17 protein-coding genes are annotated in these 17,089 nt (G+C 69.4%); 9 read left to right on the top strand and 8 right to left on the bottom strand.

Annotated elements, in window-relative coordinates:
• Positions 1–14: 14 nt before the first annotated feature.
• A complete protein-coding gene (locus WBQ80_RS10735) occupies positions 15–995 on the bottom strand; it encodes an alpha/beta hydrolase family protein (RefSeq protein WP_336571531.1) in 981 nt (326 codons plus the stop codon).
• Positions 996–1,111: 116 nt separating this feature from the next.
• Between WBQ80_RS10735 and WBQ80_RS10730 the strand changes: the two genes are divergently transcribed.
• Positions 1,112–1,723, top strand: coding sequence for a TetR/AcrR family transcriptional regulator (locus WBQ80_RS10730; protein WP_336571530.1), 612 nt, complete (start codon positions 1,112–1,114; stop codon positions 1,721–1,723).
• Between the two features lie 132 nt (positions 1,724–1,855).
• Here the strand turns inward: WBQ80_RS10730 and WBQ80_RS10725 are convergent, their stop codons facing one another.
• From WBQ80_RS10725 to WBQ80_RS10705, 5 genes are all read right to left on the bottom strand, one after another.
• Complete coding sequence (locus WBQ80_RS10725; protein WP_336571529.1) at positions 1,856–2,701, bottom strand: alpha/beta fold hydrolase; 846 nt, start codon at positions 2,699–2,701, stop codon at positions 1,856–1,858.
• Between the two features lie 173 nt (positions 2,702–2,874).
• Positions 2,875–3,753: a hypothetical protein gene (locus WBQ80_RS10720; protein ID WP_336571528.1), complete on the bottom strand. Its 879-nt coding sequence runs from the start codon at positions 3,751–3,753 to the stop codon at positions 2,875–2,877.
• A 308-nt stretch (positions 3,754–4,061) separates the two neighbouring features.
• Positions 4,062–4,703: a hypothetical protein gene (locus tag WBQ80_RS10715; protein WP_336571527.1), complete on the bottom strand. Its 642-nt coding sequence runs from the start codon at positions 4,701–4,703 to the stop codon at positions 4,062–4,064.
• Between the two features lie 10 nt (positions 4,704–4,713).
• Positions 4,714–5,298 carry a small multidrug efflux protein gene (locus tag WBQ80_RS10710; RefSeq protein ID WP_336571526.1) on the bottom strand — a complete coding sequence of 195 codons (585 nt, stop codon included), beginning with the start codon at positions 5,296–5,298 and terminating at the stop codon, positions 4,714–4,716.
• A gap of 83 nt (positions 5,299–5,381) precedes the next feature.
• On the bottom strand, positions 5,382–6,164 hold the full coding sequence (locus WBQ80_RS10705; protein WP_336571525.1) for a MerR family transcriptional regulator: 783 nt from the start codon (positions 6,162–6,164) through the stop codon (positions 5,382–5,384).
• 484 nt (positions 6,165–6,648) lie between these two features.
• Between WBQ80_RS10705 and WBQ80_RS10700 the strand changes: the two genes are divergently transcribed.
• The 8 genes from WBQ80_RS10700 to WBQ80_RS10665 all read left to right on the top strand — a co-directional run bounded on the left by WBQ80_RS10700 (position 6,649) and on the right by WBQ80_RS10665 (position 15,401).
• Complete coding sequence (locus WBQ80_RS10700; protein ID WP_336571524.1) at positions 6,649–9,381, top strand: ATP-binding protein; 2,733 nt, start codon at positions 6,649–6,651, stop codon at positions 9,379–9,381.
• A 124-nt stretch (positions 9,382–9,505) separates the two neighbouring features.
• Entirely contained in the window at positions 9,506–10,162 is a 657-nt protein-coding gene (locus WBQ80_RS10695; RefSeq protein WP_336571523.1) for an NAD(P)H-binding protein, read from the top strand.
• A 197-nt stretch (positions 10,163–10,359) separates the two neighbouring features.
• Positions 10,360–10,881 (top strand): PadR family transcriptional regulator, encoded by a 522-nt coding sequence (locus WBQ80_RS10690; protein WP_336571522.1) that lies wholly within the window; start codon positions 10,360–10,362, stop codon positions 10,879–10,881.
• Entirely contained in the window at positions 10,878–11,597 is a 720-nt protein-coding gene (locus WBQ80_RS10685) for an ABC transporter ATP-binding protein (protein WP_336571521.1), read from the top strand. Before WBQ80_RS10690 ends, WBQ80_RS10685 begins: the two co-directional genes overlap by 4 nt.
• The gene (locus WBQ80_RS10680; RefSeq protein WP_336571574.1) at positions 11,597–13,714 is read left to right on the top strand and encodes an ABC transporter permease; all 2,118 of its coding nucleotides are present in this window, start codon (positions 11,597–11,599) and stop codon (positions 13,712–13,714) included. Before WBQ80_RS10685 ends, WBQ80_RS10680 begins: the two co-directional genes overlap by 1 nt.
• A gap of 62 nt (positions 13,715–13,776) precedes the next feature.
• Positions 13,777–14,202, top strand: coding sequence for a hypothetical protein (locus tag WBQ80_RS10675; RefSeq protein ID WP_336571520.1), 426 nt, complete (start codon positions 13,777–13,779; stop codon positions 14,200–14,202).
• Positions 14,203–14,325: 123 nt separating this feature from the next.
• Positions 14,326–14,769 carry an SRPBCC domain-containing protein gene (locus WBQ80_RS10670; protein WP_336571519.1) on the top strand — a complete coding sequence of 148 codons (444 nt, stop codon included), beginning with the start codon at positions 14,326–14,328 and terminating at the stop codon, positions 14,767–14,769.
• 74 nt (positions 14,770–14,843) lie between these two features.
• Positions 14,844–15,401: a TetR/AcrR family transcriptional regulator gene (locus tag WBQ80_RS10665; protein WP_337282548.1), complete on the top strand. Its 558-nt coding sequence runs from the start codon at positions 14,844–14,846 to the stop codon at positions 15,399–15,401.
• A gap of 57 nt (positions 15,402–15,458) precedes the next feature.
• Here the strand turns inward: WBQ80_RS10665 and WBQ80_RS10660 are convergent, their stop codons facing one another.
• Together WBQ80_RS10660 and WBQ80_RS10655 are read right to left on the bottom strand one after the other, a co-directional pair.
• Positions 15,459–16,151 (bottom strand): NADPH-dependent F420 reductase, encoded by a 693-nt coding sequence (locus WBQ80_RS10660; RefSeq protein WP_336571516.1) that lies wholly within the window; start codon positions 16,149–16,151, stop codon positions 15,459–15,461.
• Entirely contained in the window at positions 16,148–17,026 is an 879-nt protein-coding gene (locus WBQ80_RS10655) for a helix-turn-helix transcriptional regulator (RefSeq protein ID WP_336571515.1), read from the bottom strand. The genes WBQ80_RS10660 and WBQ80_RS10655 overlap by 4 nt, the downstream gene beginning before the upstream one ends.
• Positions 17,027–17,089: the final 63 nt, after the last annotated feature.

Here is a 17,089-nt window from a genome sequence, read left to right as displayed (position 1 = left end):
CGCGTCACGCCGAGTCAGTCGATCGTGGCGGCATCCGCCAGAAGCCGGTGCTCCTTGCTGTCGACGCGGCCGATCGGTTCCGCGCTGTCGTGGAATGCAGCTCGGGCGGCGGGCCAACTGTGCTCGTCCACGTGGAGCGCGGTGCGAAGGTACGCGGTGCTCAGCCGCTGGATGACGGCGACGCGTTCCGGGTTCTCGTCGGTGGTCTCGGCGACTTCGTATCCCACGATCCCGCCGAGGCCGTGCTCGGCGCCGAAGAAGGTGAGCAGGTCGGTGGCACCGGGGCTGTGCGCGTAGGCGTCGGTGAACCAGTCGGGCCCACGGCTGGACATCCTGGACTGGTCGTGGTCGCCGGCGACGACGAGCGTCGGCGTGGTCAGCTCCTGGAACGAGGGGCGCATGAACGGGAAGTTCGCCTGCGCGAACGGGTGCAGGTGGTCGCCGCCGAGGCCGGTGGCGGCGAAGAGGATGCCGGCGGTGACGCGGCGGTCGGACAGGTCCTCACCGACGCTGCCCGCCGCGTCGAGGATCCGCGCGCCCAGCAGCGACTGCGCGGTCTGTCCACCCCAGGAGTGACCGGCGGCGGCGACGCGACTGCGATCGACGCGGCCGGCAAGGCCCGGCACGGCGTCCTCGATGGTGTCGAGCTGATCCAGGACGCGGGTGAGATCGGCGATCCGCTGGGTCCAGATCGTCGGGAACACGGGATGCTCGAACCCGTAACCGTTCCGGCGTGAGTCCAGGTGCGTGGGCTGGATCACGACGAACCCGCGGGAGGCCCAGAACGCCGTGAGGGGCGCGTATCCGTCGAGGTTCCACCCGTTGCCATGCGAGAAGACCACGATGGGGAGGTCCGTTCCGGTCGCCGGGGCGGAGACGCGCACCTCAAGTGGGATGGGCCGGCCGGGGGAGGCGAGGGTGACCGGGGCAGCCGAGAGGACCGGGGCGCCCGATCCGACGATGCCGTCCAAGGTGTGGACGATCGAGGAGGCCATGGCGATTCCTTTCCGAGGGTGGACGTTCTGCGATACTTATATCGGAGCATCGCTCCGCAACTTTACGGAACGCTGTTCCGTTAAGCAAGTCGCCGTCGACCCGCGAGGACGAGCCCATGCCCGCAGCGCCGAACACACCGCCTTCCGAGGCAGGACCGCGCCCCGTCGGGCGCCCGCGCCGCAGCCAGGAGGACCTGCTCGCCGCGGCCGCGGCGGTGTTCGTGGAGTCCGGCGTGGACGCACCCGTGCGGGAGATCGCAGCCAGGGCCGGGGTCGGGGTGGGCACCGTCTACCGGCACTTCCCGACGCGGCCGGCGCTGGTCGTCGCGGTGTACCGGCACCAGGTCGAGGCGTGTGCGGAGGCGGGACCGAAGCTGCTCGCCGAGAGGGGAACAGCGGCGGCGGCCCTGCGGGCCTGGGTGGCCATGTTCGTGGATTTCCTGGTGACGAAGCACGGCCTCGCAGACGCGCTCCGAGGCGAGACGGCAGGATCCGACGAACTCCACGCGTACTTCGTGGACCGCCTCGTGCCCGTCTGCGGGTCGCTCCTCGAGGCAGCGCGCGCGGAGCGAGGGCTCCTCGATCACGAGCCGGTCCTGAGTGGGTACAGCCTGCTGAAGGGCATCGGCAACCTCTGCATCGGAGCCTCCGGCGATTCCGACTACGACGCCGACCGGCTCGTGCAGGCCCTCGTGTCGGGCGCACTCGCCGACACCGCTCCTCGTTAGAGCGGTCCTTCACGCACCGTACGGTCATGGATCCGGGCCCCGGCTCGAGGGTGGTCATCGGACCAGGTCCCCTCGACATCCCGCGGACGCACGGTGCGGAGGGCAGACCGGCTGCCATCCGCACCGAGCTGCTCACGTGTCGAGGAAGTCCTTCAGTGCCCGGTTGACCTCGTCGGCGTGCGTCCACAGCAGACCGTGCGGGGCGTCCTCGATCTCGACGTAGTCGGCCTCGGGGAGCAACTCCCGGAACCGACGGGCGGTGGCGTCGATGGGCAGGATGTTGTCCTTCGTGCCGTGCAGGATCAGGGTCGGCTTGCCTGCGGCACGGACCGCCTCGACATCGCCGCGGAAGTCCTCGAGCCACGACGGGACGACGGCGTACGCGGCGACCGGGGCGCTCGCGATGGCGACGTTCCAGCTTCCGGCGACCGCATCCTCGCTGATCCGCGATCCGAGCGTCTCGTCCAGGTTGTAGAAGTCCTTGTAGAACTGGGTGTACCAGGCGTACCGGTCCGACTTCGCGGCAGCGGCGATGGCGTCGAACGCCGCCTGCGGCAGCCCCTCCGGGTTGTCGTCGCGCTGCAGCAGGAACGGCTCGAGCGAGGCCAGGAACGCCAGTTTCGCGACGCGCTCATGACCGTACCGGGACACGTATCGGGCCAGTTCCCCCGTGCCCATCGAGAATCCGACCAGGACCACGTCTCGCAGGTCCAGCGCCTCGAGCAGGGTGTTCAGGTCCGCTGCGAAGGTGTCGTAGTCGTATCCGGAGCCGACCTTCGAGGACCGTCCGAATCCTCGACGGTCGTACGTGACGACCCGATGTCCCGCCGCGAGGAGCTCCCGCGTCTGCTTCTCCCAGCTGTGGCCGTTGAGCGGATACCCGTGGATCAGCACGACGGGCCGACGACCCGACCCCTGATCCTCGTAGTACAGCTCGATCGGTGTGCTGTTCTCGTCACCGACGGTGATGTAACCCATGATCCTCAGACCTTTCGACTCCGGCCGGTGGGGTACCGGCCGCTCACCATCAGCCCACACCGTGTGGTCGCAACATGGTCAAGGGACGCGGTCGCGCCTGGTCACTCCGTTCGGGGTCCGGCAGCGCGACGGCGCTGCCCGGCCAGTGGCCACCACCCGGTCGTCGGGTGCGGTCAGCCGAGTCGGGCGACGAGGGCATCGACGACGGTCCGCGCGCGCTCCGATTCGAGGTCGCCGGGCCAGCGGACCTGTACGAGGTCCTTTCCCACCGACACGGTCTCGATCCAGGAACCGTCGTGGAGCTGAAGGCGACGCGCCCCGCTCGCTTCCGTCGATGCGGAGCCGTCGGTCAGCGCTTCGACGGCCGACGGCATCCACCCACCGCCGGGGACGACCAGCACCTGAACGCGACCGTCGTTCCCCAAGGCGAGTTCGCACGCGGTGGATCCGGTGAGATCGATGGCGGTGTTCGTCATCGACCGTCCCGGCACCCGGTCGGGTGCGAGGATGGCGCCGTCGAGGCCCGGCGAGCCGGCGAGCTGCCCGAGGAGGGCCAAGCACCGTTCCGTACGGTGTCGCAACCGAGGTCGGTTCGCGCCGACTGCAGCCGAACCCTCCAGCAGCACCGGGAGTGCCGTCTCCCCCAGTTCGCGGAGGGCGGCCGTCGCCCGCTCGGGCGCCGCGTCGAGGCCGAACGCGCGGATCTCGAGGAACATGTCGCCCGCCAGGACCGACAACGTGCACACCACCGGGTCGCCGGGTTCGCACACGACGCCCGAGGCGTCACCGATCGTGTCATCCCACTGATTGTGGCCGCTCCCGCTCACGTACCCCTGCCAGTAGTCGGCCCCGTGGGGACTCGCTCGGAGGACGACCGCCGGAGCGTCCCGTTCTACGGCGAATCCGTCGACGACGCTGTCCTGGGCCCAGGTGCACTCGATGCCGTTGTCCTGCACGATCGCCGGATCGGGCACGTGCACCTGCGGCGTCTCGACGCGCGCCCCGAGGAGTTCCCCGGCGGCTTCCGGGTCGATGAGGGTGTCGCAGCTCACCCCGGGAAACCCGGGCTCCGGCGGTTCCACCCCGGCGGGCGCGCTCTCGGGCCGTGATCTCTCGGCGGGTGCGGTGGCAGTGCGACGATCCTCCGGGACGGCCTGCGGGATCCCGGCGCAGCCGGCGAGCAGCGCGACGAGCAGCCCCGCGATCCCGGCGGCCGCAAGCCGAATCGTCGCTGCCGCGGATCGTGGAACGGTGACGTCGCCGGGTCGCGTTTCGTACACGTCGTCCCTCCTCGGTACACGGCGGCTCGTGGGGTGGTCTCGATCTCCCGGGCGAGGCTACGGGTCGGCGGCCGGCTTCGCTAATCGTCGCCGTCGAAGAAGCCGCCGTCGAGGATCCGGCTGTAGCGCAGCCGCAGTGCACGCTCCGTGCTCGCTGCGATCGTCGCCAGCAGGAGCGAGATGTTCGCCCAAGGCGGAAGGTGGACGGGGCTGGTGAACGTGCCGACGCGCTCCGCGATGGCCGGGACTCGGGCGACCTGCTCGATGACCTGCGGCACGGCGAGCACGAGGGCGACCGCGAGCACGCTCACCGATGCGACGCCGATGGCGCGGCTCAGACCCGGGTTCGTCCGTTCGAGATGGGCACGCCGTCCCTCGGCCGAGGCGGGATCGGGCATGAGCTGCCGCTCCGACCCGTCGGGCGTGACGTAGTGGCACCGCCTGAGCCCGAAGCCGCTGACCACGACCTCGATGGTGCCCCCCGGCACCGCGAACGCCGCAGGGAGCTTCGACCGGGCTTGGTTCACGCCGTCGCGGTAGAGCCGCGCGCGCACCTCGCCGTCGGCGTCGCCTCCGTGCCGGACGTCGACGGACCAGATCTCCGGTGCGCCACCCTCGCCGACGAGGCGCAGATGGAAGAGGGAGCGCGAGAACAGCTGCCACCAGCGATACGGCGGAAGCCGATGGCCATCCCCGGCCTTCACGATCTTGTTGCTCATCATTCGTCGGAATTCACGTCCCGACGACGAAGGTGAGTGCGGCCCAAGCCGAAACCGTGGCCACGGTCGTCCAGATGACGATCGCCACCGCCTGCCAGAGGAGGACCCACGCTCGCGGGGTCCCGGCGGCGACGAGCATCGCGGAGGTGAACTGGGTCGGGATGGCGAGCGGGCCGAGGATGCTCGCTCCTGGGACGCCGAAGCGGACGAGCCACTGCTTGAAGCGACGCCGGCCCTTCGACTCCGGCTTGGCGGGTGCGGTCTCCTCGATCGCCGCGCCCTTCTCCTCGTAGTCCGTTGCCGAGGGTGCCGCGCCACCCACGGTCGCGCCGATCCGCACGCTGCTGCGGTTCACGACGGCGGTGCGTGCCCGGTTGGTGAGGAGCACGACCAGGAGCACGCACAGGAAATTGCCCGCGGCCGCGGCGATGCCCGCGACGATCGGATTGAGACCGCCGACGATGCCGATGATCGCTGCGCCCTCGCCCTCGATGAAGGGAATCGCGCCGGCCAGCATCACGATGAACGGCTGGATGAACTCGGGTACCTGCGCGACGAGGTCCTGGAAGTTGTCGATGAGGTCCTGAAGCGGATTCATGATGGGGATTCCTTCGTCGTGCCGGATTGTGGATTCGAGCGATCTCGACTGTGCCCAGTAGAAACGGTGTTCTCGGAACCGGGTCAAGCCGCGTACGGCTGCGACGGCCGCTCATGGTCGGCACTGGTCGCACGGCGTGCCTGCAACTGCTCCTCCGCGAGGATGCCGGCACGTGCGAGGACGTCGATCTGGGCGGGGTTGTACAGCTCCGCCACCGCCTCGATGAAGGTCTGCCGCGTCACGTGCTCGCTCTTCGACAGACGACCCACCGGATCCGAGAGCCAGGGATACTCGATCAGGTGCTGCAGGAGGGTCGGCGCGAGCCGTTCGGCGAGCCGCTGCCGGGCGCCCTCGTCCGCGTCTGCGGAGAGCGCGTCGATCTCGTCTCCGACCGCGGCGGCCTCGGCATCCACCTCCACCATGCGTCGCAGATCGGCCATCGCCTCCTCGTCGAAGAACTGCGCGTAGAGGTGGATGATCGAGCGGTCGGATTCCGAGAGGTGCGAGGCGACGGACGCGAACCCCGGGGGCGCATCGGCCGGGGCGTCATCGCGCAGGATCGCCGCGATGTCGGCTCGAGCCTGCTGCAGGCGCGTGATGTTCGCCGCGAGTTCTGCTTCCAGTTCGCGGAGCACCTCGGGCATGCTCGCCCCATCCGCATGGACCCTCCCGACGTCGGAGAGGGGCACGCCCAGGTCGGCGAGCCGCCGGATGCGCAGCAGCCGCACGAGATGACGCACTCCATACTGCTTGTACCCGTTGTATCTGCGTTCGGGTTCGTCCAGCAGGCCGAGCCGGTGATAGTGCCGGATCGCGTTGACCGTCGTACCTGCCAGCTCGGCGAGCTCACGGGTGCTCCAAGCCATGTTTCCTCCTCACGTGGCGGCGATGGTGCGAGTCGCCGTCACGGGCGAACCGTCACCGGCCGCGGAGACTCGTCGTGCGATCGCCTTCCCCACCTCAGCAGGGTGCCGCCGAGCACGGCAGCGAGACTGATGCCGTCGGACTGCGTGACGTGCCCTCGGTGGGTCGCAGATGCAGCTCGCGTCAGGGCAGGACCGCGCCGAGCGAGCGGCCGGCTCCGACCGCGATGCTCGGGCGCGCGTCCGATCGGGGGACGATGCTCGTTCCCGATGACGACGTATCGCACGGCTGCTTCCTTCGATTGCGGAGAAGGCGGGTTGCTCACGTCGTCAGGGTTTCATCAGCGACCCCGCCTTCGCGTCGGTAGAAGCCCCGATGCGTTGACTGCCTCGGGAGCGATGTTCGATTGAATGCGGCGTTCGCATCGGTGAGACTTGCGTAGTAGGAAGCCGACATGCCCTGAAGGGGGCGATCCTGGCCGATCTGTTGGGCCGCGACGCCGAGCGCCAAGCGGTCGAGATGTTGATGTCCCGAGCCCGCGCCGGGCGCAGCGGGGTGCTCGTCGTGCGCGGGCAAGCCGGCATCGGCAAGACGGTGCTGCTCGACCATGTCCGCGAAACGGCACACTCATCAGGGTTCCGGGTGGAGTCCTCGATCGGCGTGGCCGCCGAGACGCAGTTCGCGTTCGCCGGTCTGCATCAACTGTGCCTGCCATTGCTGGACCGCGCCGATGCGCTGCCCGAACCTCAGCGGTCCGCACTCGGAGTCGCGTTCGGGCGGCAGGGCGGTGCAGCGCCGGACCGGTTCCTGGTCGGCCTGGCCACCCTCAACCTGCTGGCCGAGGTCGCCGAAGAAGCGCCGCTGCTCTGCCTGGTCGACGATGCGCAATGGCTCGACGAGGCATCCGCCCAAGTGGTCGCGTTCGTCGCCCGACGGCTCGCGGCCGAACGGATCGCCCTGGTGCTCGCAGCGCGCGACGAACCGGACGGCGAGGCTCCCGCATTCGCCGGACTGCCCGAGCTGCGCCTCGGCGGGCTCGTTGAGCGTGACGCACGAGCGCTGCTCGCGGGCGCCGTCCGCACACCGTTGGACGAGCGGGTCCGCGATCGGATCGTGGCCGAAGCGCGCGGGAACCCCCTGGCGCTGCTGGAGCTGCCCCTGAGCTGGCAGCCGGCACAACGGGCCGGCGGGTTCGAGCTGCCCGAGGTGCTCGACGTTCCGAATCGCATCGAGGAGAGCTTTCGGCGCCGATCCAGCAGCCTGCCGACCGAGACGCGGCTCCTCCTCCTCATCGCGGCGGCCGAGCCGACCGGCGATGTCGCACTGCTGTGGCGCGCGGCCGCGCAGCTGGGGATCGCGCCCGATGCGGCCACGCCGGCGGAGGACACCGGGTTGCTCGAGATCGACACGCGGGTGCGGTTCCGTCATCCGCTGGTGCGCTCTGCGGTCTACCAGGCCACGACGCTCCCGGACCGCCGTCGCGCGCATGGCGCGCTGGCCGATGCCACCGACCCGCAGCTCGACCCCGACCGGCGGGCGTGGCACAGCGCCCATGCGGTGGTGGGCACCGACGAGGATGTCGCCGCCGAGCTCGAGCGCTCGGCCGGGCGGGCCCGCTCCCGTGGCGGGGTCGCCGCCGCCGGCGCGTTCCTCCAACGATCGGCGGAGCTGACGCCCGAGCCTTCCGACCGGACGAGGCGCGCGCTGGAGGCCGCACATGCCAAGCAGGAGGCCGGCGCGTCGGAGGCCGCACTGGAACTTCTCGCGGTCGCGGCGGCCGGGCCGCTCGACCCGCTGGGACGAGCACGACTCGCACTTCTGCGCGCTCGGATCGCGTTCCACCTGACGCGCGGCCCGGAGGTGCCGGGAATGCTCCTGGATGCCGCCGCGACGCTCGCTCCACTGGACCCCGCGCTCTCCTGCGAGACCTACCTCCTCGCGCTCGATGCGGCGATCATCAACGGCGACGGGCCCGGTGCGGCACGGGTGGCCGAAGCGGTCCTCGCCGGTCCCCGGCCGGGAGTCCACGCGCGGCCGGTGGAGCTGCTTCTCAACGGGCTGGCGATGTCCGTGGCCCGCGGGTACGCGGCGGGTGCGCCACCGCTCCGGCTCGCGTTGGAGGCCTTGGGCGGCTCCGTGCGCGAGGATGACCTGCATGCGAGCGAGAGCCGGTCCTGGCTCTGGAGGACGGGTCGGGTCGCGGTCGGAATCATGGAGGATCGCCTCGCCCACGAGCTGGCGGCCCGCAACGTCGACCTCGCGCGTGCCGACGGTGCGATGTCCGGGCTTCCCGCGGCGCTCAGGCTTCAGTCGAGCGTCCTGGTGATCAGCGGTCAGCTCGCCCGTGCCGGTGAGCTGGCTGCCGAATCGGCGGCGATCACCGAGGCCACAGGTGGTGTGGTGCTGCGCCACGCCCACATCATCCTGGCGGCCTGGCGAGGCGACCGCGACGAGCTGATCGAACTGAACGACCTGACCCGTCGGGACGTCAGTTTCCCGGAGAACGGCACCGAGGCCGCGCTGGCGCAGTACGCGCTCGCGGTGCTCCACAACGGGCTCGGCGAGTACTCCGCCGCACAGCAGTCCGCAGAACGTGCATGCGAGTCCGTCGAGGCGGCACTCAGCTCCGTCGGGCTGCCCGAGCTCATCGAGGCATCGGTGCGCGCGGGCGATGCGGATCGCGCGGTGCTCGCGCTCGAGCAGCTGAGTTCGCGAGCACGCGCCAGCGGCACGCCGTGGGCGCTCGGGCTCGAGGCACGCTCACGAGCATTGACGATGACCGGCCCCGAGGCCGAGGAGCAGTACCGCGCGGCGATCGCCCACCTCGGAGCGTCCCTGATCGCCGGAGAAGCCGCCCGCGCCCACCTCGTGTACGGCGAATGGCTGCGCCGCGCGGGGCGACGTCAGGACGCCCGCCGCGAGTTGTCCACCGCTCACGATCTCCTCTCGGACATGGGCGCGGAGGGGTTCGCCGCGCGCGCCGCCCGCGAACTGGCCGCCACCGGGGAGCACCCGCGCAAGCGGACCGCGCAACCGACCGACGCGCTCACCGCGCAGGAACTGCACATCGCACGGTTGGTGGCGACCGGGGCGACCTCTCGGGAGGTCGGCGCGCAGCTGTTCCTGAGCCCACGCACGATCGAAGCCCACCTGCGCAACATCTTCCGGAAGCTCGGCATCACGTCTCGCCGTGAGCTCCGGGAGCTGCCTCTCCCCTGAGTACGGGTCCTTCACCGACGCGAAGCCGCCGTCTCCGGTGCGAGCCTGAGGACGTGCACGGAATCGCCCGTGACGACTCCGTCGGCGGGCAACGACGAACGACGGCGAGGAAGCGGAGCGATCGATGAAGGTATTCATCATCGGAATCAGCGGGGCCATCGGACGGCTTCTGGCGCAGGTCCTGATCGATCGCGGCGATGAGGTCTCCGGCCTGGTCCGCCGCGACGCCCAGAGAGCGGACCTCGCGTCGCAGGGAGTCGTCGCGCGCGTCGGGGAGCTCGCGGACATGGCCACCGAGGACCTGGCATCCATGCTCGGGGGTGTGGACATCGTCGTGTACACCGCCGGGTCGAACGGAGGGGCGCGGACCATCACGGCGGCCATCGACGGCGAGGGGGCGGTGACGGCTCTGGAGGCGACGCGTCTGGCCGGCGTGAACCGCTTCGCATTGGTCTCGGTGCTCCCCGAGGCGGGGCGTGGGCAGCACCTCTCCGATGATGAGGAGTTCTACTTCGCGGTGAAGAAACTCGTCGATGTCACCGTCAGTGCCGCTGACCTCGACTGGCTGATCCTCCGGCCGTCCAGGCTCGTCGATTGCGCCGGAACGGGACGAGTCGCCCTCGGACCTGCGCAGCCGCACGACGAGATCGCGCGCGAGGACGTCGCCGCCACGCTGGCGGAACTGGTCCATGAGCCACGGATACGACGGCAGATCCTCGAGCTCAATCAGGGCTCGACACCGATCGCTCACGCCGTTCACGCGAACGTCCGCTGCCGCTGAATCGCCGAGGCGGTGACACAGGATGGGGCGCCGACCCCGAACGGCCTGAGTGGACGTTCCTCGGCCGACTTGACCCGGTCCCCGGAACATGGTCTTCACTCCAAGTGGCCGCGTCGACTCGCCGGGCTGCACGCACGCCCTTCACGGCGCCCTCACGACTATGAACTCGGCGTATACGCACAGTGTATAGTCATCCCGTGGACACTTCATTGGCGTTCCTGGGCCTGGTGGAGGCTCGGCCGGGATACGGATACGAGCTGAAGCAGCTCTATGACGAGCATTTCGGCAATGCGAAGCCTCTGGCGTATGGACAGGTGTATGCGATGCTGGCCCGCTTCGCCCGGGATCATCTGATCGAAATGGTGGGCGTGGAGGACGGATCGGGTCCATCGAGGAAGCAGTACCAAGGCCTCCCCGAAGGTCGGAAGCGCGTCATCGAGTGGTTGGCGACGACGGACGCGGATGCAAGCGCGTCGCGCACGAACCTCTTCGCGAAGGTGGTCATCGCTCTTCTTCTGGACGAGGACGCCGCGCGAATCCTGGACGCTCAACGCACTGCCCTGCTGGACGCGATGAGGCGACTCACTCGCGCCAAGCAGAACGCCGCGCTGCTGGACGTGCTCGCGTACGACCACGCACTGCTGCGCGCCGAAGCGGACATCCGTTGGATCGACCTGGCGGAAGCGCGACTCAAAGATGTGAAGGAATCTCTGTCATGACACACCTCGCACACGCAGGCACCCCGCACGCGGGGCCGGCGCTCGTCACCGCCCGCGGGCTCGAGAAGCATCATGGGCGGACACATGCGCTCCGCGGCGTGGATGTCACCATCCGCCAGGGCGAGATCGTTGCCGTGATGGGCCCTTCCGGGTCCGGGAAATCGACGCTGCTGCATTGCCTCGCGGGAGTGATCACCCCCGATGCCGGTGAGGTGACCATCGATGGGACGCAGGTCAGCGCCCTGCCCGAAGATCAGCGCTCCCGGTTCCGACTGACCCGATTGGGGTTCGTGTTCCAGTTCGGGCAGCTGCTGCCGGAACTCAGCGCGCAAGACAATGTGGCCCTGCCGCTCATGCTCGCAGGCACCAGGCGTGCGCGAGCATTGGCGCAGGCGCACTCGTGGCTGGCACGTCTCGGGCTCGAAGGCATGGAACGCCGTCTTCCGTCGGAACTCTCCGGCGGGCAGGCCCAACGCGTCGCCCTCGCCCGGGGCCTCGTGAACGCACCAGCGGTGCTGTTCGCAGACGAGCCCACGGGCGCGTTGGACTCGTTGACTGCGGAAAGAGTGATGGAGACCCTCACGGAGGTGGTGCGGAGCGCGGGCACCACGCTCGTCATCGTCACACACGACGCTCGCGTCGCGTCCTACAGCGACCGGGAGATCTTCATCCGTGACGGCCGCGCCACGAGCCCGGCTCTCGAAGGAGCCGCGTGATGGGACCGCTCGGTCTTCTCGTCTTCGGCACGCGCGGCAACTGGCGGCGCCTCGCCGGCGTCGCTGTCGGAGTCGGCATCGGCGTACTGCTCGCGCTCATGCTCGTCGCGGGTGCGAACGCGCTCGAGACGCGTGACATCCGATCTTCCCTGCTCCAACCGTCCGTGACCGAGCTGAGCACCGCGACGTCCGGTAACACGATCGCGGCACGATCGGACGACATCTTCGGCGGCAAGCGGATCGATCGACTCGATATCGCCGTACCGGCTCGCGGACACTCGATCATCCCCGGCATGGAGGCCCCGGCCCCGGGCACCTACATGGCCTCGCCCGCACTCGCTGAACTCATCGAGAACGCGCCGCCGCTGCAACTCCAGGACCGGTACGGGGAATCGGCGGGCACGATCCCGGAGCGCCTCCTGGCCAGCCCGGACTCGCTCGTCGTCGTCGTCGGCGGCACACCCGAGGAGGTTTCGGCGCTGTCGTCCGCGGGAGTCGCGGTGAGCCGCGAACCCGCCGCCTATGGGGGCAACCAGAACTACCAGACGCTCGCGCTGGTCGGCGCACTGGCCATCCTCATCCCCGCGTTCCTGCTCGTCGCCGTGTCCACCACCTTGGGGTCGGCGGCGCGAGCTGAGCGGTGGCAGACGCTCCGAACCATCGGGGCGTCCAGAGGATTCGTGAAGCGGGTCGCGCTGGCCGAGGCGGCAGGAACCGCCATCCTCGGTGCGGCACTCGGCGTGGGCGGATTCTTCGCGCTGCGCCCGGTGCTCGCACTCCTCCCCGTCGCCGGCGAACGACTCGTCGCGAACGATGTCACCGTGTCGAACACGGTGGTCCTCGTCGTCGCGGTCGCCGTGGTGATCGGCTCGGTCCTCGCAGCTTCACGGAGCGCTCGGCGCGCCGGGAGCAGCGCGACGTCGCAGGCGGTGTTCGAGGAGACCCCCAGCGTCGCGCGGGTGATCCCGCTGCTGGCCGGTTGGGGCTTGTTCGTGCTGATCACTGCGTTCGCTGATCGGATTCCGGTGCCGCTCGCCATTCCGGTCGTCGCCAGCTTCGCTCTGATCGCGATCGGTCTCCTGATCGCGGGCCCGTACTTCACCTGGCTGGCAGGGACGTGGTTCGCGCGCCTCGCCCGGACCGGGGACGCCGTCGTCGCTTCCCGTCGCATCGTCCGCACACCCCGGGCCGGATTCCGGTCGGTTGCGGGAATCGTCGCAGCGACGTTCGTGATCACCGTGTTCGCGTTCTCTGCATCCGCCGGCGTGAGCGCGGGCGCGTACACCTCGGAGCCCCTCCTGCCCGAGGACGCCGTCGCTGCGCACATCGACCCGGACACCCACCTCACCGTCGCGTCCGTCGAGGAGCGACTCAGTCGAGTCTCCGGAATCACCGGGGTGTACTTCACGTACACCGACGGCGAAGGGACCTACATCGCGGGTGAAGATGCGCAGACGCTGACCGACGACGCTTTCGCAGCCGAGATCGGCGAAGTGACCGGCGGCATCTACTCGCTCACTCCCGACGGCCCGGCGGTGCAGGAAGCAACCATTCCCACGCTCGATGGCATGCGCATGAGCGACATCATCGTGCGCACCGACGGTCGGGCGTCCTCGATCGAAGAGACCCGGACCGCACTCCTGACCTCGCCGGGCGTCGACCGGTCGGCAGGCGCGTGGACGCGTGCCGAGTTCGTGGCCGACACCGACAGCGACCTCGCCACGCAATTCACCGAGATCGGGCGCCTGGCGATCGTGATCGTCACCCTCCTCGCCGCCGCCGTCCTCGCTATCGCGACCATTGCTGCGCTCTACGACCGCCAACGCACGCTCAGCCTGCTGCAACTCATCGGCATGCACCGCAGCACGTTGACGAGGATCATCTCGTGGGAGACCCTCGTCCCGCTGCTCAGCATCCTGGCGCCCACCGTCCTCCTCGGATGGCTCACCGCGCACATGCTGATCACGAGCCTCTCCGGACGGTCGCTCAGCTGGCCCGACCCTCTTCTGGGACTCGCGCTCGCTGCCACCGGCTTGATGGTGGTGGCCTCGATCATGCTCGCGGCACGCGTCGGCAACACGATCACCCGATCCCCGGAACACACTCGCCGGGAATGAGCCCGTCGACCTCGCCCCGGCTCATCCCTCCGCTGACCAGCCCGACGACAGGAACCAAGACGATGAACACGACTCCGATTCGAAGAAGCGCAGCCGTCCTCTTCACGGCGGCAGCGCTCGCCCTCACGGGATGCGCCGCCGTCGATGACCTGGTCAATCGCCAGGCGACCCACACCTACGACGACGCGGACCACTTCGGCGCCGATGCCTCAGTCGATGCGGGGTGGATCCCCCTCGACGCCACGGAGATCACCCTGCGCACGCCAGCAGAGAACGCGGGAGACGTCGCGGTGATCCTCCTCGTCTCCGACTCGGAGCTCCCCGAGTCGTGCGTCGAAGCCGAACGCCGGTCCGCCCCCATTCTCAGTGTCGACGGCGCCCCGGACGTCTACGAACCGAACAACAGCAGGATCCACGTCTGCGATGACTGGACCGTCATGAAGGCGGCCGACGGCTGGTTCGGATGGACCCCGAACGACGGAGACTGAGCTTCGCTCCGGTCGTCGCGACGGGGCATACCGCGCAGGAGGGCGGGAATGCAGCTCCGGCTATCAGCGTTAGCTGAATTGGCTCGCACTGACAGCTTCAGCGCCCGACCGGAGGAGAATGCCATGAGCACCACCATCACGACCACGATCCACATCGCCGCCGACCCGGACACGGTCTGGACCGTGCTGACCGACTTCGCGTCCTACTCGGAGTGGAACCCGTTCATGAGCCGGGTCGAGGGCACTCCCGAGGTCGGCAGCAGGCTCGTCATCCGTCTCTCCCCCGCGGGCGGCCGCGGCATGACGTTCAAGCCGACCGTCCTCGCCGCCGCCCCCGGACGCGAGCTGCGCTGGCTCGGCAAGCTGGGCTTCGGCGGCCTGTTCGACGGCGAGCACTTCTTTCTCCTGGATCGTGACGGCGATGGAGGCACCCGGATGACGCACGGCGAGAAGTTCAGCGGCATCCTGGTCAGCCTCATGGGAGGTGCCACGAAGAACGCCGACGACGGCTTCGACGCCTTCAATCGCGCCCTCAAGGACCGGGCGGAACGGGTCACCTCGAGATGACCCTCCCGAGTGAGGCCGGGGCCCCTTCCGGTCGCGCCGACCGAGCCGGCGCGAGCGCCGCGACAGCGACGGGGATGCCCGAGACGGGGAGGAGCTCCGCGCGCAAGACCCAACTCGTCGCCGCTGCACGACACCTCCTCGAGACGGAAGGCGTCGAAGCGGTCACCATCCGCCGACTCGGAGCTGCCCTCGGGATGCGCGGCCCCTCCCTCTACAAACATGTTCCCGACAAGGCAGCCATCGAGATCGCAGTGGCCATCGAAGGGCTGACCGAGCTGTCCGAAGTGGTCCGAGGCGTACCCGCGACCTTCACCGACGTGTCGCGCGCGTACCGCGCCTGGGCCCTGGCCCACCCCCACCTCTATCGCCTCCTCAACACGCATCCCGTGGATCGCAGCCGCATTCCGCGCGGACTGGAGGACCGCGCCGCCGAGCCGCTGATCGTCGCCACCGGCGGCGACCTCGACCTCGCCCGCGCCGCATGGGCGACCATCAACGGCCTGATCGAGCTCGAACTGACCCGACGCTTCCCGCCCGATGCCGACGTCGACGCCGTGTACTCGGCCGCCGCTCGCGCCTTCGATACGGCTCGGCCCGACCGACCTGGAGAACACAGGTCCGGACGTCCGTGACGGTCCGACGCGCAGCCGGATGAGGGTTTCCTCCGCCCGGGGCACTCCCCTCGAGGCTCAGAGGATGACGGGTCGTGCGCGCTGCAGGTTTCGGATGAGGTCTTCGCGGCCCTGTCCGTCGACGTGATGGCGCCACATCGGCGTACCGGGAGCGCTGCGCCAGGATTCGCTCAACGGGCTGTTGTCGACGGCGTCGAAGCCGAGATCGTCGTAGAACCGGGTGACCAGGTCGACGGCCTCCGGGTGGTTGCTCGAGACGACCAGCGCCGTGCGGTCGGGCGCGCCCGCTGGCCTGGCGAGCCTCGACACGGCGGGCAGCGTGTCGCTCGGGACACGGATCTGGAAGCGCTCGTGGAACTGGATGTGCGTGAAGGCCTTCACGACCTTCGAGGTGGGGAGCTGTTCCTGGCGCAGCTCGTGAATCGTCGTGAGGCCGGAGTCGACCTCGGGGAGGTTCCCATCCCGCCACGCCATGTAGTTGTTGGGGTCGATGACCACCTTCCCCGCGAGTTCTTCGACGGGAAGCTCATCGTCGGGGGTGTAGGGGAATGCCGTCACCGCGAAGTCGGCCGCGGCTGCGGCATCCGCTGCATACGCGGCGCGCGCGCGAGGACCCAGATCGCCGACCAGACGACTCAACGTCTCGGGCCCGCGCGAGTTCGCGATCACGACGTCGTAGCCTGCCGCGATGGCGACTCGCGCCAGCGTGCTTCCTGCCTGACCGGCGCCGAGGATCCCGATGGTCGTCATGTGCTGCTCTCCTCGATTGCGGGTCGATCAGGCAGTACGTCTGCGGCGCCTCGGGTGGGAAGCGTCGCTGATGCCAGAAGGGCGAGCTTCTCCGCATCGGCGGTACCGGCATCCGCGTGGTAGACGACGAGCATCAGGTCCTCGGCGCCGCCGATGCTCAGCCGGTCACGGTTGAGCGTCATCTCCCCGACTTCAGGATGGTTGAACCGGATCCGCGTGCCCCATTGGCGTCTCACTTCATGGCGCGCCCAGAGCTGGCGGAATCGAGGGCTGGCAAGAGCGAGCGTTCCGGTCAGCTCGATGAAGCGAGGGTCGTCGATGTCGGTGCCCACGACCTGCCGCAGGCTCGCAATGAAGCACTCGGTCACGTCGTCCCAGTCCGGCTGCAATTCCTGCTCGGCCCGGTCGAGGAACATGTCCCGCAGTTGGTTGCGTCCGACGGCGAAACGGGGAGAGAGCGCCTCGGCGAGCCTGTTCGAGGCCAGGACGTCGAAGTATCGTCCCTCGATGTACGCGGGTTGGTCGAGCGTGTCCAAGAGCTTGAGTGCGCCTGACGGCACGATCTCCTTCCGGAACCGGCGTGTGCGCTGCCGGGGAACCTCTGCGACCAGCGACATCAGGTGCGCCATGTGGTCGTCGTCGAGGTGCAGCACGCGACCGATCGACTCCAGTACCTGCACGGAGGGGTGCCGATCGCGGCCACGCTCCAACCGCAGGTAGTAGTCGGCGCTGATACCGGCGAGCATGGCGACTTCCTCTCGCCGCAACCCCGGCACACGGCGCACCCCTCCATCGGGGATACCGGCTTGCCGGGGCGTCACCTGGTCGCGGCGTGCCCGCAGATAGGCACCAAGGGGGTTCGTCGTCTCGTTCACGACGCCGGCGTGTGTCGCATCGAAGCGATCACCAGGGGCACGTGGGATGCCACCGGCGGTCGC

Origin of the sequence: Agromyces sp. CCNWLW213 (genome assembly GCF_037199545.1) — a bacterium.
GTDB lineage: Bacteria > Actinomycetota > Actinomycetes > Actinomycetales > Microbacteriaceae > Agromyces.
Note: the sequence above shows the minus strand (reverse complement) of the source record. Positions and strands in the feature narration are given on the sequence as shown.

What these genes read in the sequence shown, in the direction of transcription:
- WBQ80_RS10735 (WP_336571531.1), bottom strand. Translation starts at nt 995, where the DNA reads ATGGCCTCCTCGATCGTCCACACCTTGGACGGCATCGTCGGATCGGGC.
- WBQ80_RS10730 (WP_336571530.1), top strand. Translation starts at nt 1,112, where the DNA reads ATGCCCGCAGCGCCGAACACACCGCCTTCCGAGGCAGGACCGCGCCCC.
- WBQ80_RS10725 (WP_336571529.1), bottom strand. Translation starts at nt 2,701, where the DNA reads ATGGGTTACATCACCGTCGGTGACGAGAACAGCACACCGATCGAGCTG.
- WBQ80_RS10715 (WP_336571527.1), bottom strand. Translation starts at nt 4,703, where the DNA reads ATGATGAGCAACAAGATCGTGAAGGCCGGGGATGGCCATCGGCTTCCG.
- WBQ80_RS10710 (WP_336571526.1), bottom strand. Translation starts at nt 5,298, where the DNA reads ATGAATCCGCTTCAGGACCTCATCGACAACTTCCAGGACCTCGTCGCG.
- WBQ80_RS10705 (WP_336571525.1), bottom strand. Translation starts at nt 6,164, where the DNA reads ATGGCTTGGAGCACCCGTGAGCTCGCCGAGCTGGCAGGTACGACGGTC.
- WBQ80_RS10695 (WP_336571523.1), top strand. Translation starts at nt 9,506, where the DNA reads ATGAAGGTATTCATCATCGGAATCAGCGGGGCCATCGGACGGCTTCTG.
- WBQ80_RS10685 (WP_336571521.1), top strand. Translation starts at nt 10,878, where the DNA reads ATGACACACCTCGCACACGCAGGCACCCCGCACGCGGGGCCGGCGCTC.
- WBQ80_RS10680 (WP_336571574.1), top strand. Translation starts at nt 11,597, where the DNA reads ATGGGACCGCTCGGTCTTCTCGTCTTCGGCACGCGCGGCAACTGGCGG.
- WBQ80_RS10675 (WP_336571520.1), top strand. Translation starts at nt 13,777, where the DNA reads ATGAACACGACTCCGATTCGAAGAAGCGCAGCCGTCCTCTTCACGGCG.
- WBQ80_RS10670 (WP_336571519.1), top strand. Translation starts at nt 14,326, where the DNA reads ATGAGCACCACCATCACGACCACGATCCACATCGCCGCCGACCCGGAC.
- WBQ80_RS10665 (WP_337282548.1), top strand. Translation starts at nt 14,844, where the DNA reads ATGCCCGAGACGGGGAGGAGCTCCGCGCGCAAGACCCAACTCGTCGCC.
- WBQ80_RS10660 (WP_336571516.1), bottom strand. Translation starts at nt 16,151, where the DNA reads ATGACGACCATCGGGATCCTCGGCGCCGGTCAGGCAGGAAGCACGCTG.